Raw genomic sequence first — 12,814 nt, forward strand, 5'->3', positions numbered from 1 at the left:
GGACCGCTCAGCCGAATACCGCGGTCACCGGGGCGTGATCGGACCACCGAAGGTTGTACGCGCCGGCTCGATCAACCCGCGTCCGTTGCGCTCGTGCAGCCAATGCCGGCGTCGCGAGGTGGTAGTCGATACGCCAGCCGGCGTCGTTGTCGAACGCCTTGCCCCGCCACGACCACCACGCGTACGGCCCAGCGACGTCGCCGTGATGCTCGCGCGCCACGTCCACCCAGCCGGCCTCCAGCAGTCCGGCGACCCATGCCCGCTCGTGCGGGAGGAAACCCGCGTTTTTGAGATTGCCCTTCCAGTTCTTGATGTCGCGCTCGTCGGGCGCGATGTTCCAGTCACCCGCCACCACCGCCAGTCCCCCGGTGCCGAGCAGTTTGTCGAGGTAGGGCCGGAACACTTCGAGGAAGCGCCGCTTCTCCTCGTACTTCTCGATGTCTTTCTCCTGCTCGGTCGGCGCCGCCCCCGTCGGCAGATACAGGCTCGCCGCGGTCACCGTCTCACCGCCGAAGTCGAAATCCGCCTCGATGTACCGTCCCGCCGTGTCGAACTCGTCGCTGCCGAAACCGACCCGCACCTGCGAGGGTGCGCGGCGAGACAGGATCCCGACGCCGGCGCGGCCCTTGACCGACGATTCCGTGTGCACGAAGTGCCACCCGGCATCCAGCGCGGGCTGCAGCGCCTTGCGAGCGATCGCGTCGCCTGCCCTCACCTCTTGCATCAGCACCACGTCGGGTGCGGCGTCCTCGAGCCACGGGAGCATGCCCGGATTGTCGTCCGAGCGCTGCTTCACAGCGGCACGGATCCCGTTGACGTTGATCGTGGTGATGGAGAACGGTGTGGTCACGGGACCACCCTAGCGACCGCTTCGGACATCGCCCACGGGCTCGTCTCCGACCGGAACCGCGACCTCCCGCTGCGGCATCTCCTCGCCGGACCGCCGCGCAGCCGCCACCGCCGCCGCGAGCACCAGCACGCCGCCCACCGCGAGGACCGCACCGACCAGTGACGGTGCCCGGTAACCGAGACCGTGGGCGATCACCAGCCCGCCGACCCATGCGCCGAGAGCGTTGGCGACGTTCAGCGCCGAATGGTTGAGCGCGGCCGCGATCGTCTGCGCATCGTGCGCGACGTCCATCAGTCGCGTCTGCAGCCCGGGGATGGCGGCCGATCCGGAACAGCCGACGAAGAAGGTCATGATCACGGCCGGCCACCCGGTGGACACCAGGAGCGCGAACAGCACCAGCGCCGACGCTGCGCTCGCCATGCCGATGGCGATGGCCTTGTCGCCCAGGCGGTCGGCGAGACGGCCGCCGAGGTAATTGCCGCTCACCATTCCCGCGCCGAACAGCATCAGCGCGATCGGCACCGCGGCCTCCGACAGTCCGCCCAGCGAGGTGAGCGCGGTGTTCAGATACGTGTAGAAGGCGAAGAAGCCGCCGAATCCCACCACGCCGACCAGCAGCGTCAGCCAGATCTGCCCGTGGCGGAGTCCGCCGAGTTCAGTGGCGGGATCGGTGGTGCGCATCGACCGCAGATCGGGCACCACGCGCCACAGCGCGAGCACCGTCACAGCACCGATCACCACGACGAGGGCGAGGGCGGCGCGCCACCCGAGCGCCTGGCCCAGCCAGGTGGCCGCCGGCACCCCGAGGACGTTGGCCACCGACAGTCCCATCATCACCTGCCCCACCGCCTGCGCACGGCGGCCGGGGCCGGCGAGGTGGGCGGCGACCAACGAGGCCACGCCGAAATACGCCCCGTGCGGCAGCCCGGCGACGAAGCGTGCGGCCATCAGCGTCGGATAGTTCTGCGCCACCAGACTCAGCGCATTGCCGAGAGTGAACGCCACCATGAGTGCGATCAACAGCGTCCGTCGCGACACCCGGGCCGCGAGCACCGCGATCAGCGGAGCGCCCACCACCACGCCCAGCGCATAGGCGGAGATCAGGTGCCCGGCGGTCGGCTCACTGACGCCGAGGCTCGACGCGATGTTCGGCAGCAGCCCCATCGCGACGAACTCGGTGGTTCCGATGCCGAACCCGCCGAGCGCGAGTGCTCCGACCACCCAGCCTACCCGCCCAGCCGGATGCTCGCCGTCGCACGATGCCGCCACGTCCTGAGTCTCGGTGTCCACCCGATGCGCAACACCCGCACACCGAGCGCCATTCCACAGACCGCGGTGACCTCCGACACCCGGAGGAGAGGACTACCGCAGCGCGGCCTGCAGATTGTCGTCGAGAGCGCCCAGGAACTCCTCGGTGGTGAGGTACGCCTGGTCGCCGCCGACCAGCAGTGCCAGGTCCTTGGTCATCTTCCCCGACTCGACGGTCTTGATGACGACGTCCTCGAGCTTCTCCGCGAACTCGCGCACCTCGGGAGTGTTGTCGAGCTTGCCGCGGTGGTCCAGACCACGCGTCCAGGCGAAGATCGACGCGATCGGATTGGTCGACGTCGGCTTGCCCTGCTGGTGCTGCCGGTAGTGCCGGGTCACGGTACCGTGCGCGGCCTCGGCCTCGCAGGTCTGGCCGTCGGGTGTCATCAGAACCGAGGTCATCAGTCCGAGCGAGCCGTAGCCCTGGGCCACGGTGTCCGACTGGACGTCGCCGTCGTAGTTCTTGCACGCCCAGACGTAGCCGCCCTCCCACTTGAGCGACGAGGCGACCATGTCGTCGATCAGCCGGTGCTCGTAGTGCAGCCCCGCGGCATCGAACTCGGCCTTGAACTCACGCTCGAAGACGTCGGCGAAGATGTCCTTGAACGCGCCGTCGTAGGCCTTGAGGATGGTGTTCTTGGTGGACAGGTACACCGGATAGTTGCGCTGCAGTCCGTAGTTGAACGACGCCCGCGCGAAGTCCTCGATCGACTTGTTGAAGTTGTACATGCCCATCACGACGCCACCCGACTCGGGGATTCGGACGATCTCGTGCTCGATCGGCTCGCTTCCGTCGTCGGGCGTGTAGGTGATGGTGACCGTGCCCGCCGAGGGCACCTTGAAGTCGGTGGCGCGGTACTGGTCGCCGAAGGCGTGACGCCCGACGACCACCGGCTTGGTCCAGCCGGGTACCAGCCGAGGCACGTTCGAGATCAGGATCGGAGCCCGGAAGATGGTGCCGCCGAGGATGTTCCGAATGGTGCCGTTAGGCGATCGCCACATCTTCTTGAGACCGAATTCCTCGACGCGGGCCTCGTCGGGGGTGATGGTGGCGCACTTGACGCCGACACCGTGCTTCTGAATCGCGTGCGCGGCGTCCACCGTGACCTGATCGTCGGTCGCGTCGCGGTTCTCGATCCCGAGGTCGTAGTAATCCAGATCGATGTCGAGGTAGGGGTGGATCAGCTTCTCTTTGATGAACTGCCAGATGATTCGCGTCATCTCGTCGCCGTCGAGTTCGACGACGGTGCCCTCGACCTTGATCTTGCCCATATGGCTCTGTGCCCTCCTCAGCAGTAGACCGCCGGCCACTCGTCCTCAAACGTAATACGGACGGTCGTTCGGCGCGGCGGGCTCCAAACAGAACGCGCGTACTGTTTTAACCAGCATATCCCATGAGCAGCTCAGCGACCGAGCGATCGTGCAAGCACCGCCGCGCCTCCGCAGATCCGCGCCGAATGCCCTGTGCGGCAGCAGTTCTCCTTGAACACCGCGCCGACGCGCCGAGACCGACCGCTCGCACCGGTCGTCGCTTTTGCGCGGTCCTACCACATCGCCCACCGGGTCGACAGATTTACGACCAGGGGCGGTGAAGCCGTTTCAACAGCCGCATCGAGTTGATATATCCTCAGCAACAGGTCATGAGTGTCAGCGCACAGCCCCGGCTTGCTGACCGGCAACCCTCCATCCGCGGTGGGGTGCTCCGGGTGATGACCTGGCTGCGACGGAAGTCGCCGCAGCAAGCGCGGGTCCGAGGGTCGGACCCAACATACGAGGCCCACCCCGGGCCGCCGACCGAAGAAAGAGAATGACGTCTCATGTCTGACGCCGCGAATTGGAGCTTCGAGACCACCCAGGTGCACGCCGGGCAGGTAGTCGACGCGACCGCCAAGACACGCGCACTGCCGATCTACCAGACCACGTCGTACGTGTTCGACAACACCGACCACGCGGCGAACCTGTTCGCGCTCGCCGAGCCGGGCAACATCTACACCCGGATCATGAATCCGACGCAGGACACCGTCGAGCAGCGCCTCGCGGCTCTCGGCGGCGGCGTCGCGGCCCTCTTGGTGGCCTCCGGCCAGGCCGCCACCACCTACGCGATTCAGAACATCGTCGAGGCCGGCGGGCACGTCGTCTCCAGCCCCCGCGTCTACGGCGGCACATACAATCTCTTCCACTACACGCTGCCGAAGTTCGGCATCGAGGTCTCGTTCGTCGACGATCCCGACGATCTCGAGTCGTGGAAGTCGGCGATCCGGCCCAACACCCGCGCACTGTTCGGTGAGACCATCGCGAACCCGCACAATCAGGTCCTCGACATCGCCGGAGTGGCGGACGTCGCACACTCGCACAGCCTCCCGCTGATCGTCGACAACACGGTCGCGACGCCGTATCTGCTGAATCCCATCGAGCACGGGGCCGACATCGTCGTGCACTCGGCCACCAAGTACATCGGCGGTCACGGCACCGCGATCGGCGGCGTCATCATCGACGGCGGCACCTTCGACTGGCGCGTCCAGCGCGACGGTGAAGACCTGTTCCCCGGCTTCACAACCCCGGACCCGAGTTACAACGGCGTCGTCTTCGCCGACCTGGGGGCTCCGGCCTACGCGCTCAAGGCGCGCACGCAATTGCTGCGCGACACGGGCGCGGCCATCTCGCCGTTCAACGCCTTCCTGCTGGCTCAGGGCATCGAGACGCTGAGCCTGCGCGTGGAGCGCCACGTCTCCAATGCACAGAAGGTGGCCGAGTTCTTGGAGGCCAACGACCAGGTCACCTCGGTCTCGTACGCCGGTCTCAAGTCGTCGCCGTACTACGAACGGGCGCAGAAGCTGCTGCCGAAGGGCGCCGGCGCGGTCATCGGATTCGAGATCGAGGGCGGCGTCGAGGCGGGCAAGGCCTTCGTGAACGCGCTGACCCTGCACAGCCATGTCGCCAACATCGGCGACGTCCGCTCGCTGGTGATCCACCCCGCGTCCACCACGCACAGCCAGCTCTCCCCGGAGGAGCAGCTGGCCGCCGGTGTGACGCCCGGTCTAGTCCGGCTCGCCGTGGGCATCGAGGGCATCGACGACATCCTCGCCGACCTCACCACCGGGTTCGCCGCGGCAGCGCGAGTCAAGTAGCCGTTGTCTCGTCCACTGCCGTTGTCTCGTCTACTGAAGGGAGGCCAGGTGTCGGTCAGTATCGACCCGGCCACGACGGTGAGCGACCCCGACTGGGCCACCCGTCCGGACGGAGCTCAGGTCAGCGTCTCGATCGGCGATCTGACTCTCGATTCGGGGGCCACGCTGGCCGACGTCACCGTCGCCTTCCAGAAGTGGGGCACGCCGACGGCGGCCCGGGACAACATCGTGTTGGCGCTGCACGCGCTCACCGGTAACTCGCACGTCGCCGGCCCGGCCGACGATCAGTTCTCGATGACCGGATGGTGGGACGGACTGATCGGGCCGGGCTGCGCGGTCGACACCGACGAATGGTGCGTGTTGGCGCCGAACGCGATCGGCGGCTGCTTCGGCTCCACCGGTCCCGGCTCCCTCGCTCCCGACGGCAGGCCGTGGGGGTCACGCTTCCCGCGGCTCACCGTTCGCGACCTCGTCCGGTCGGAGTCGCTCGCGCTGGAGGCACTCGGCATCAGCCGTCTGGCCGCCGTCGCGGGCGGCTCGATGGGCGGTGCCCGTGCCCTCGAATGGGCCGTCACCCACCCCGACGCGGTCGGCGCCGCGCTGGTGCTGGCGGTGGGCGCGCGGGCCAGCGCCGATCAGATCGGCACGCAGACCACCCAGATCGAGGCGATCAAGTCCGATCCCGCGTGGCAGGGCGGCGACTACTACGGGACCGGCCGCTCCCCCAGCACCGGAATGGGTATCGCGCGCCGAATCGCGCATCTGAGCTACCGGAGCGACCGCGAGCTCGACCAGCGTTTCGAGAACCGCCCCCAGGGAGAGGAGAACCCGCTGGTCGACGGCCGCTACTCCATCGCCAGCTATCTGGAGCACCAGGCCGAGAAGCTCAAGCGGCGCTTCGATCCGGGCGCCTACGTGGTGCTCTCGGACGTCCTCAACAACCACGACGTCGGCCGCGACCGCGGCGGCGTCGCGGCGGCCCTGGCCGGATGCAGCGTGCCGACCGTCGTCGGCGCGATCGACTCCGACCGGCTGTATCCGCTGTACCAACTCGAGGAGATCGCCCGCGAGCTCGGCGACTGCGTCGGCGGGCTGCACGTGATCCGCTCCGACGCCGGCCACGACGGATTCCTCACCGAGTTCGAGCCGATCCGGGAACTCCTCGCGAAGACGATGGACGTCGCGCGCCTGCGGCGGTCGGCGGACTGAGCCGCACCCCGCAGCGCTCACTCTCACAGTTCCGTCGAGGCCACCCAGTACTCGGTGAACCGTCCGTCGCGGACGCTCAGGATGTCGTTGCCCGTCAGATACGAGATCTGTCCGTCGGACGTCATACCCTGACCTGCCCACCGCCCGGCCACGTAGCCGTCGGCGGCGAACGGCCCGACCTCCACCTCGAAGACCAGGTCCCGGTAGGTGGCTTTCGTGGCGTCGACCAGTGCGGCGAGCTTGCCGAGACCGGCGACCTCCGCGCTCGGCCAGTGTCCGAGGAAGTCCTCGCTCACCAGTTCCTCGGCGACCGCCTTGAGACGTTCACGGTCGGTCGGCCCGTTCCACAATTCATCGATCCAGCGGCGATACAGATCGCATGCGTCGGCAGATTCGGTCATGCCTCAACCGTGACACATCACGGCGCCGACCCGGCGGAGGTGCTAAGCGGTTCCGAGCGAGTCGATCGATGTGGCGAGCCACAGCACGGTGCCGCCGAGCGCCGCCATGGCGCAGATGTCGAAGACGCGGCTGCGCACCTGCAGGAGGCCGACGCGATTCGCCGGAAGGAACGCACGGAACACCGCGCCCAGGAGCATCGCCGAGCCGAAGACGAATGCCCCGCGTCGCCAACGGTCGATCAGCACCAGCAGCGCCGCGACGGCTATCACCGCCAGAACGGTGTAGTAGGGCACGTTGGCGATGAAGCCGTGCAGCTTGCGGGCACGGCGCATCGATTCCACCCGTTCCGAGTCGACCGGGACGGGCCCGTCGTGCGCGGCACCCCCGGACGCCTCGGCCGCCATCACTTGCTCTCGAGGTCCGCCAGCTGAGCTTCGGCGCGCTCGACGACGTTCGCCAGCAGGAACGCGCGCGTCAGCGGACCGACGCCGCCCGGGTTGGGCGACACCGCGCCGGCGACCTCCCAGACGTCGGGGTGCACGTCGCCGGTGAGTCCCGCCTCGGTGCGGCTGACGCCGACGTCGATGACGGCGGCACCCGGCTTCACCATGTCGGCCGTGATCAGGTGCGGCACGCCGGCTGCCGCGACCACGATGTCGGCGCGGCTCACCTCGGCCGCGAGGTCGCGGGTACCGGTGTGGCACAGCGTGACCGTCGCGTTCTCGCTCCGGCGGGTCAGCAGCAGGCCGATCGGCCGGCCGATGGTGACGCCGCGGCCGACCACGGTGACGCGCGCGCCGTCGAGCGGGATGTCGTAGCGGCGCAGCAGGTGGATCACGCCGCGCGGCGTGCACGGCAGGGTCGACTCCTTACCGAGCACGAGGCGGCCGAGGTTGATCGGATGCAGACCGTCGGCGTCCTTCTCCGGTGCGATGCGCTCGAGCGCCGCGTTCTCATCGAGGTGCTTGGGCAGCGGCAGCTGCACGATGTAGCCGGTGCACGCGGGGTCCGCGTTGAGGTCGTCGATCGCGGCGTTCAGCTGCTCGGTGGTCGCGTCGGCCGGGAGATCCTTGCGGATCGACGCGATGCCGACCTTGGCGCAGTCGGAGTGCTTGCCCTTCACGTACGAGTGCGAACCCGGGTCGTCGCCGACGAGCACGGTTCCCAGTCCGGGAGTGATCCCGGCTGCGTTGAGCCGCGCCACGCGGGCGCTCAGATCGGTGAAGATCTCGTCGCGGGTGAGTTTGCCGTCCAGTCGAATCGCCGTCACGGGTCTCTATTGTTCCACTATCCCCGCCGATCGCGCGTACCCCCTAGTCGACGGCGCGCGCAGCGGCCGTGCCGCCGACCAGGGCGACGCACGCCGCCACCGCCGGCTCCTCGAGCGAGCTCAGCGGAAGGCCGCGTTCGATCGTCGATGCCGCGAGTTCCCGAATGCCGCCCCAGACGATCACCGCGGTCTCGCGAGACATCGGCGGGATGCCCGCGGCGTGGAACCGGTCCGTGCCGGTCAGGCGTGCCATCAGAGCCGTGAACGCCTCCAGCGAAGCGAGCTGCACCGCACGGGCCGCGTCACCGAGAGCCGGCAATTCCCGAATCCAGCTGCGCGTGGTGCCGGGATTCGATTCGCACACCGTGATGTATGCGTGCACCGCCTGTCGCACCTGCGCCGGCCACGCGGACGCCGGGTCGACGGCCGTCTCGATGGCCGCCAGCAGTTCCACGTTGACGGCGCCCAGCAGTTCTACGTAGCACTCCTGCTTGTCTGCGAACTCGGCGTAGAAGGAACGTTTCGACGTGCGTGCCACACGCACGATGTCGGCGATGGTGGTCGCTTGGTAGCCGCGATCGGTCAGGCACTGGCGCATCGCGTCGAGCAGCCGTCCGCGGACGGTCGGGCTCTCCTGCGCGGTCGTCGGCATCTCCCACCTCACGGGTCCCCTTGGCAAGTTCGGTACTTCATCGTACCGTTGGTACCGACCGGTACCAGGCGGTGACGCGGCCGCGTTCCGCCGGTGCCCGCTCCCGAGAAAGGACGATGTCGTGGATCTCCAAGTCTCCGATCCGGAACGCACACGCGCCGACGGGCCGCACCGTCTTCCACCCGGCCCTCGGCTGCCGCGCGCGGTGCAGGGTGCCGGATTCCTCGTCGACCGACGTCGATCCCTGCGCTGGATCGCGCACCGCTACGGCGACGCCGCCGCGCTGGCCCTTCCGTTCTTCGGCGAGACCGTGCTGATCAGCGATCCGGCGATGGCCAAGCAACTGTGCATGGCGAAGTCGGACACCGTCGTCAACGTCCGGCCCAACCTCGGGCGCACCCTGGGCCGCGGTTCGATGTTCGCACTCGTCGGCGACGAGCACCGGCGCCGGCGGCGTCTGCTCACTCCGCCGCTGCACGGGCGGCGAATCAAGGAGTACGAGGCGATCGTCGCGCAGGAGTTCGCCTCGGAGGCGTCGCGCTGGCCGGTCGGACGTCCCTTCGCGACGCTCGAGCCGATGATGCGGATCACGCTGAACGTCATCCTCCGCGCGGTGTTCGGGGCGCAGGGCAGCGGACTCGACGCGCTTGCCGACCTCATGCCTCCGTTGGTGACGAACGGGTCGCGGCTCGCCACGCTTCCCGAACTGCCGCGGTTGGGAGGAAAGGCCAACCCGCGCAACCGATTCGACGCCGAGCGCGCCGAGTACGACGCAGTCATCTCGCCGTTGATCACTCAGGCCCGCGCTGACGCCCACCTCGCCGAGCGCAACGACATCCTCGCGCTGATGGTGCAGAGCAGCTACGACGACGGCACGGTCATGTCCGACGCGGAGATCCGCGACGAACTGCTGACCCTGCTCGCCGCCGGTCATGAGACCACCGCGACCACGCTCGCGTGGGCGATGGAGCGTCTGAGCCGGCACCCGCGGATTCTCGCCGACCTCGCGGCCGAGGCGCGGTCGGAGGAGAACACACTCCGGATCGCGACGATCCACGAGGTCCAGCGGAGCCGGCCGGTGATCGACCTGTTCGGCAGACACGTCATCGCCGAGGACGGTCTCGAACTCGGCGACTACCGAATCCCCAAGGGATACAACGCGGTGGTGGCCATCTCACTGCTGCACGACGACAGCCGGCAGTTCGCCGACCCGGCACGGTTCGACCCGCAGCGCTTCGTCGACGCGAAGCCCGGGCAGGCGTGGCTGCCCTTCGGCGGCGGCACCCGGCGCTGCATCGGAGCAGCGTTCGCGCACATGGAGATGGATGTGGTGCTCCGAGAACTGCTGCGCACGTTCACCGTCCAGCCGACCGCGGCGAAGGGCGAACGCTGGCACTCCCGAGGCGTCGCGTACGCGCCCGCACGAGGCGGGCGCGTGGTGCTGTCGCGACGAATCTGAGGCGGCGGACGCGGGGTGGTTCCCCGCCGCCGCCCGATATGAGTCGGTATCGTCCCATTCATCAGAATGAGAGGCGCCCCATGTTTCGCTCTGTGACCGGTGTCGTTGCGGCAGTCGTCGCAGCCGGCCTGCTCGTCGGCTGTTCCACCGGCGACGTCTCCGCCGGAGGCGCGACGGCGCCGGAGACGACCGAGATGAATACCCAGCACGCTGCGGCACCAGTCAGCTCGGCCGCGAACGCGATCATGCCGAACGTCGTGTGCATGAACCTCCAAGAGGCTCAGAACGAGATCCAGCGGGCCGGTGTCTTCTACTCGCGAAGCAACGACGCCACCGGCAGGGGCCGGCACCAGATCCGCGATCGGAACTGGGTGGTCGTCGCTCAGACTCCGTCCCCCGGGACGCCGATCGGTGAGGGCGACGCCGTTCTGTCGGTCGTCAAGATCGGCGAACCCAGCCTGTGCTGAACCGCCCGGTCCCTGCCGCGAACAGAGGTCAGGCGGCGGCCATCTGCTGCGACCGCGCGACGGCGAGGAACTCCTCGACCGTCACGTAGAAGCCGGTGGCGTCGTCGATCTGAAACCAGACGGTCTGCTTCGGATCGAGCCCGGCCCGTCCCGCGATCGAGGTGATGGTGGTGTTGTTGTTGTCGATAGTGCTGTTCATGTGATGCCTCCTGGCATTCGGGTAGATGGCAACGGCTCACGCCGTCGCGGGAGATGTCATGGGTCTGGGGCTCCGATATCGGCCCAGTCACGGACTTCATGAGGCTCTCGTGGTTCGGCTGCATCGATGCGCCGATCCTTGACCCAGAGTTCCTCGGGAGATTCGCGGATCGCTTCCGGCGGACCGTGAGAGGGTCTACGCCAGCGAATCGCGGATACAACATCCTCGCACATTCATTCGAGACGCGTCAAGCGCCCGTGCCTCGACTCCGGCTTGCGAGGTGCCGGAGCATAGGATCCTCGTGTGTTCCGAATCGTCTACTACCAGCCCTGCATCCCTCCGAACACCGGCAATGCGATTCGGATCGCGGCCAACACGGGCTGCGAACTGCACCTCATCGAGCCGCTCGGGTTCACCATGACCGATGCCCAGGTGCGCCGTGCCGGTCTCGACTACCACGAGATGGCCAATGTGACCGTCCACCCGGACCTGGACACCGCGTGGGAACGGCTCGCTCCCCGACGGGTGTTCGCCTTCACCGCCCACGCCACCCGCTTCTACACCGACGTCGCCTACGAGACCGGCGATGTGCTGTTGTTCGGACCGGAACCCACGGGACTGCCCGACGAGGTCCTCGCCGATCCGCGGATCACCGACCGGCTGCGCATCCCGATGCTGGAGGGGCGGCGTTCGATGAACCTGGCGAATGCCACCAGCGTCGCGCTGTACGAGGCGTGGCGTCAGCACGGGTTCGACGGCGCGGTGTGACGCCGGTGACGAGGTCGCGTCCGGCACGTCCCACTCGTCACCCCGTCCTGCTGCCTCGCCACCGCAGCGGCGCCTCGCCGTACTCCTCGACCGCGTGCGCGGCCATCCCGACCGTCCGCCCGTACTGAAACAGCACCTCCCCCGACCGCACCGGGAGCCCCAGCTCGTGGGTGACGACAGCACCGGCGAAGTCGATGTTCATCGGCCGCCCCACCCGGCGGGCGATCGACTCGGCCGCAGCCAGGGCCTGCGAGTCGGGCCGGTCGGCCCGGACACGGTCGAGCACGATCCGCGCCCGCGGATCCACCCCGGTGTAGATCACGTGCCCGAACCCCGGCACACGGCCTCCGACCACCGCGTCGGCCAGCGCGCGATCGACTGCCGTCCCGCCGACCACCGCGTCGAGCAGCACCCGGGCAGTGGCCGGCGCCCCACCGTGCAGCGGACCCGACAGCGCCGCGTATCCGGCGAGCAGCGCGTCGAACACCCCGGCGCGTGCCGACGCCGCGACCCGGGCCGCCGTCGTCGACGCGGCGAGCCCGTTGTCGATCAGAACGGTCGCGAGCAGGTCGATCCACGGGTGCGTGAAGTCGATTTCGGGCACTGATGCGGCAAGACGCGGAAGCAGTCCCACGACGCGGTCGCCGATGTCCGACAGATCGGCCCGCAGCGGGTCGGCCGCGGCGATCAACGCCACCGTCAACGGGATGCGGCGCTCGACGGGCACGCCCGACACCACGGAACCGTCGACGTCGGGCGGGGTCACGACCGACGAGGCTCCGAGGACCAACTTCGCCGCCCCCGCGAAATCGGTCTCCGCGCACAGTTCGGCGAGGTCACGGCCCCGCAGGTACAGGCGGTCGTCGCGGATCGCGGACACGCCGCTGGCGACGGCGCGGAACCGCAGCAGTCGGTCGCCCGCCCGGCGTCCGTCGTGCTTGGCGGCGGCCAGGGAGTCGATCTGCGTGCGGTCGAACAGCGATTCCGACTGGCCCGGCATCCGCCGCGAGGACAGGACGCCGCGACTGACGTACGAGTACAGCGTCCCGCGCTTGACTCCGAGCCGGGCCGCCGCCTCCGACGTGGTAATCCACTGGTCCAC

General features: G+C 68.6%; 14 protein-coding genes and 1 riboswitch. Of the genes, 5 read left to right on the forward strand and 9 right to left on the reverse strand.

Going from position 1 to position 12,814, the window contains the following annotated elements:
• Positions 1 to 7 precede the first annotated feature (7 nt).
• The 3 genes from Y710_RS07940 to Y710_RS07950 all read right to left on the reverse strand — a co-directional run bounded on the left by Y710_RS07940 (position 8) and on the right by Y710_RS07950 (position 3,430).
• Positions 8 to 850: an exodeoxyribonuclease III gene (locus tag Y710_RS07940; RefSeq protein WP_062367076.1), complete on the reverse strand. Its 843-nt coding sequence runs from the start codon at positions 848 to 850 to the stop codon at positions 8 to 10.
• Positions 851 to 859: 9 nt separating this feature from the next.
• Complete coding sequence (locus tag Y710_RS07945) at positions 860 to 2,119, reverse strand: MFS transporter (RefSeq protein ID WP_231875707.1); 1,260 nt, start codon at positions 2,117 to 2,119, stop codon at positions 860 to 862.
• A gap of 93 nt (positions 2,120 to 2,212) precedes the next feature.
• Positions 2,213 to 3,430 (reverse strand): NADP-dependent isocitrate dehydrogenase, encoded by a 1,218-nt coding sequence (locus Y710_RS07950; protein ID WP_006897232.1) that lies wholly within the window; start codon positions 3,428 to 3,430, stop codon positions 2,213 to 2,215.
• Positions 3,431 to 3,794: 364 nt separating this feature from the next.
• Positions 3,795 to 3,909: riboswitch (SAM riboswitch) on the forward strand.
• Between the two features lie 66 nt (positions 3,910 to 3,975).
• Here Y710_RS07950 and Y710_RS07955 point away from each other — a divergent pair.
• On the forward strand, positions 3,976 to 5,286 hold the full coding sequence (locus Y710_RS07955) for a bifunctional o-acetylhomoserine/o-acetylserine sulfhydrylase (protein WP_062367081.1): 1,311 nt from the start codon (positions 3,976 to 3,978) through the stop codon (positions 5,284 to 5,286).
• A gap of 48 nt (positions 5,287 to 5,334) precedes the next feature.
• Positions 5,335 to 6,495 (forward strand): homoserine O-acetyltransferase MetX, encoded by a 1,161-nt coding sequence (locus tag Y710_RS07960; RefSeq protein ID WP_062367083.1) that lies wholly within the window; start codon positions 5,335 to 5,337, stop codon positions 6,493 to 6,495.
• A gap of 23 nt (positions 6,496 to 6,518) precedes the next feature.
• Here Y710_RS07960 and Y710_RS07965 read toward each other — a convergent pair whose 3' ends face one another.
• The 4 genes from Y710_RS07965 to Y710_RS07980 are packed head-to-tail and all read right to left on the reverse strand — an operon-like array spanning position 6,519 to position 8,819.
• Complete coding sequence (locus Y710_RS07965) at positions 6,519 to 6,896, reverse strand: nuclear transport factor 2 family protein (protein ID WP_062367085.1); 378 nt, start codon at positions 6,894 to 6,896, stop codon at positions 6,519 to 6,521.
• 42 nt (positions 6,897 to 6,938) lie between these two features.
• A complete protein-coding gene (locus Y710_RS07970; RefSeq protein WP_006897228.1) occupies positions 6,939 to 7,301 on the reverse strand; it encodes a DUF3017 domain-containing protein in 363 nt (120 codons plus the stop codon).
• Complete coding sequence (locus Y710_RS07975) at positions 7,301 to 8,167, reverse strand: bifunctional methylenetetrahydrofolate dehydrogenase/methenyltetrahydrofolate cyclohydrolase (RefSeq protein WP_006897227.1); 867 nt, start codon at positions 8,165 to 8,167, stop codon at positions 7,301 to 7,303. Before Y710_RS07975 ends, Y710_RS07970 begins: the two co-directional genes overlap by 1 nt.
• Before the next feature lie 43 nt (positions 8,168 to 8,210).
• On the reverse strand, positions 8,211 to 8,819 hold the full coding sequence (locus tag Y710_RS07980; RefSeq protein ID WP_006897226.1) for a TetR/AcrR family transcriptional regulator: 609 nt from the start codon (positions 8,817 to 8,819) through the stop codon (positions 8,211 to 8,213).
• A 121-nt stretch (positions 8,820 to 8,940) separates the two neighbouring features.
• Between Y710_RS07980 and Y710_RS07985 the strand changes: the two genes are divergently transcribed.
• Positions 8,941 to 10,278: a cytochrome P450 gene (locus tag Y710_RS07985; RefSeq protein WP_062367087.1), complete on the forward strand. Its 1,338-nt coding sequence runs from the start codon at positions 8,941 to 8,943 to the stop codon at positions 10,276 to 10,278.
• Positions 10,279 to 10,370: 92 nt separating this feature from the next.
• Positions 10,371 to 10,745 (forward strand): PASTA domain-containing protein, encoded by a 375-nt coding sequence (locus Y710_RS07990; protein ID WP_231650278.1) that lies wholly within the window; start codon positions 10,371 to 10,373, stop codon positions 10,743 to 10,745.
• Between the two features lie 28 nt (positions 10,746 to 10,773).
• On the opposite strand, the gene Y710_RS18925 is transcribed toward Y710_RS07990, so the two are convergent.
• Positions 10,774 to 10,944, reverse strand: coding sequence for a hypothetical protein (locus tag Y710_RS18925; RefSeq protein ID WP_197462922.1), 171 nt, complete (start codon positions 10,942 to 10,944; stop codon positions 10,774 to 10,776).
• A 303-nt stretch (positions 10,945 to 11,247) separates the two neighbouring features.
• Between Y710_RS18925 and Y710_RS07995 the strand changes: the two genes are divergently transcribed.
• Positions 11,248 to 11,712 carry a tRNA (cytidine(34)-2'-O)-methyltransferase gene (locus tag Y710_RS07995; RefSeq protein ID WP_006897221.1) on the forward strand — a complete coding sequence of 155 codons (465 nt, stop codon included), beginning with the start codon at positions 11,248 to 11,250 and terminating at the stop codon, positions 11,710 to 11,712.
• A 37-nt stretch (positions 11,713 to 11,749) separates the two neighbouring features.
• Here Y710_RS07995 and Y710_RS08000 read toward each other — a convergent pair whose 3' ends face one another.
• Positions 11,750 to 12,814 carry a citrate synthase gene (locus Y710_RS08000; RefSeq protein ID WP_062367089.1) on the reverse strand — a complete coding sequence of 355 codons (1,065 nt, stop codon included), beginning with the start codon at positions 12,812 to 12,814 and terminating at the stop codon, positions 11,750 to 11,752.

The organism is Gordonia sp. QH-12, assembly GCF_001578675.1.
Lineage (GTDB): Bacteria > Actinomycetota > Actinomycetes > Mycobacteriales > Mycobacteriaceae > Gordonia > Gordonia sihwensis.

What these genes read in the sequence shown, in the direction of transcription:
- Y710_RS07950 (WP_006897232.1), bottom strand. Translation starts at nt 3,430, where the DNA reads ATGGGCAAGATCAAGGTCGAGGGCACCGTCGTCGAACTCGACGGCGAC.
- Y710_RS07955 (WP_062367081.1), top strand. Translation starts at nt 3,976, where the DNA reads ATGTCTGACGCCGCGAATTGGAGCTTCGAGACCACCCAGGTGCACGCC.
- Y710_RS07965 (WP_062367085.1), bottom strand. Translation starts at nt 6,896, where the DNA reads ATGACCGAATCTGCCGACGCATGCGATCTGTATCGCCGCTGGATCGAT.
- Y710_RS07970 (WP_006897228.1), bottom strand. Translation starts at nt 7,301, where the DNA reads ATGGCGGCCGAGGCGTCCGGGGGTGCCGCGCACGACGGGCCCGTCCCG.
- Y710_RS07980 (WP_006897226.1), bottom strand. Translation starts at nt 8,819, where the DNA reads ATGCCGACGACCGCGCAGGAGAGCCCGACCGTCCGCGGACGGCTGCTC.
- Y710_RS18925 (WP_197462922.1), bottom strand. Translation starts at nt 10,944, where the DNA reads ATGAACAGCACTATCGACAACAACAACACCACCATCACCTCGATCGCG.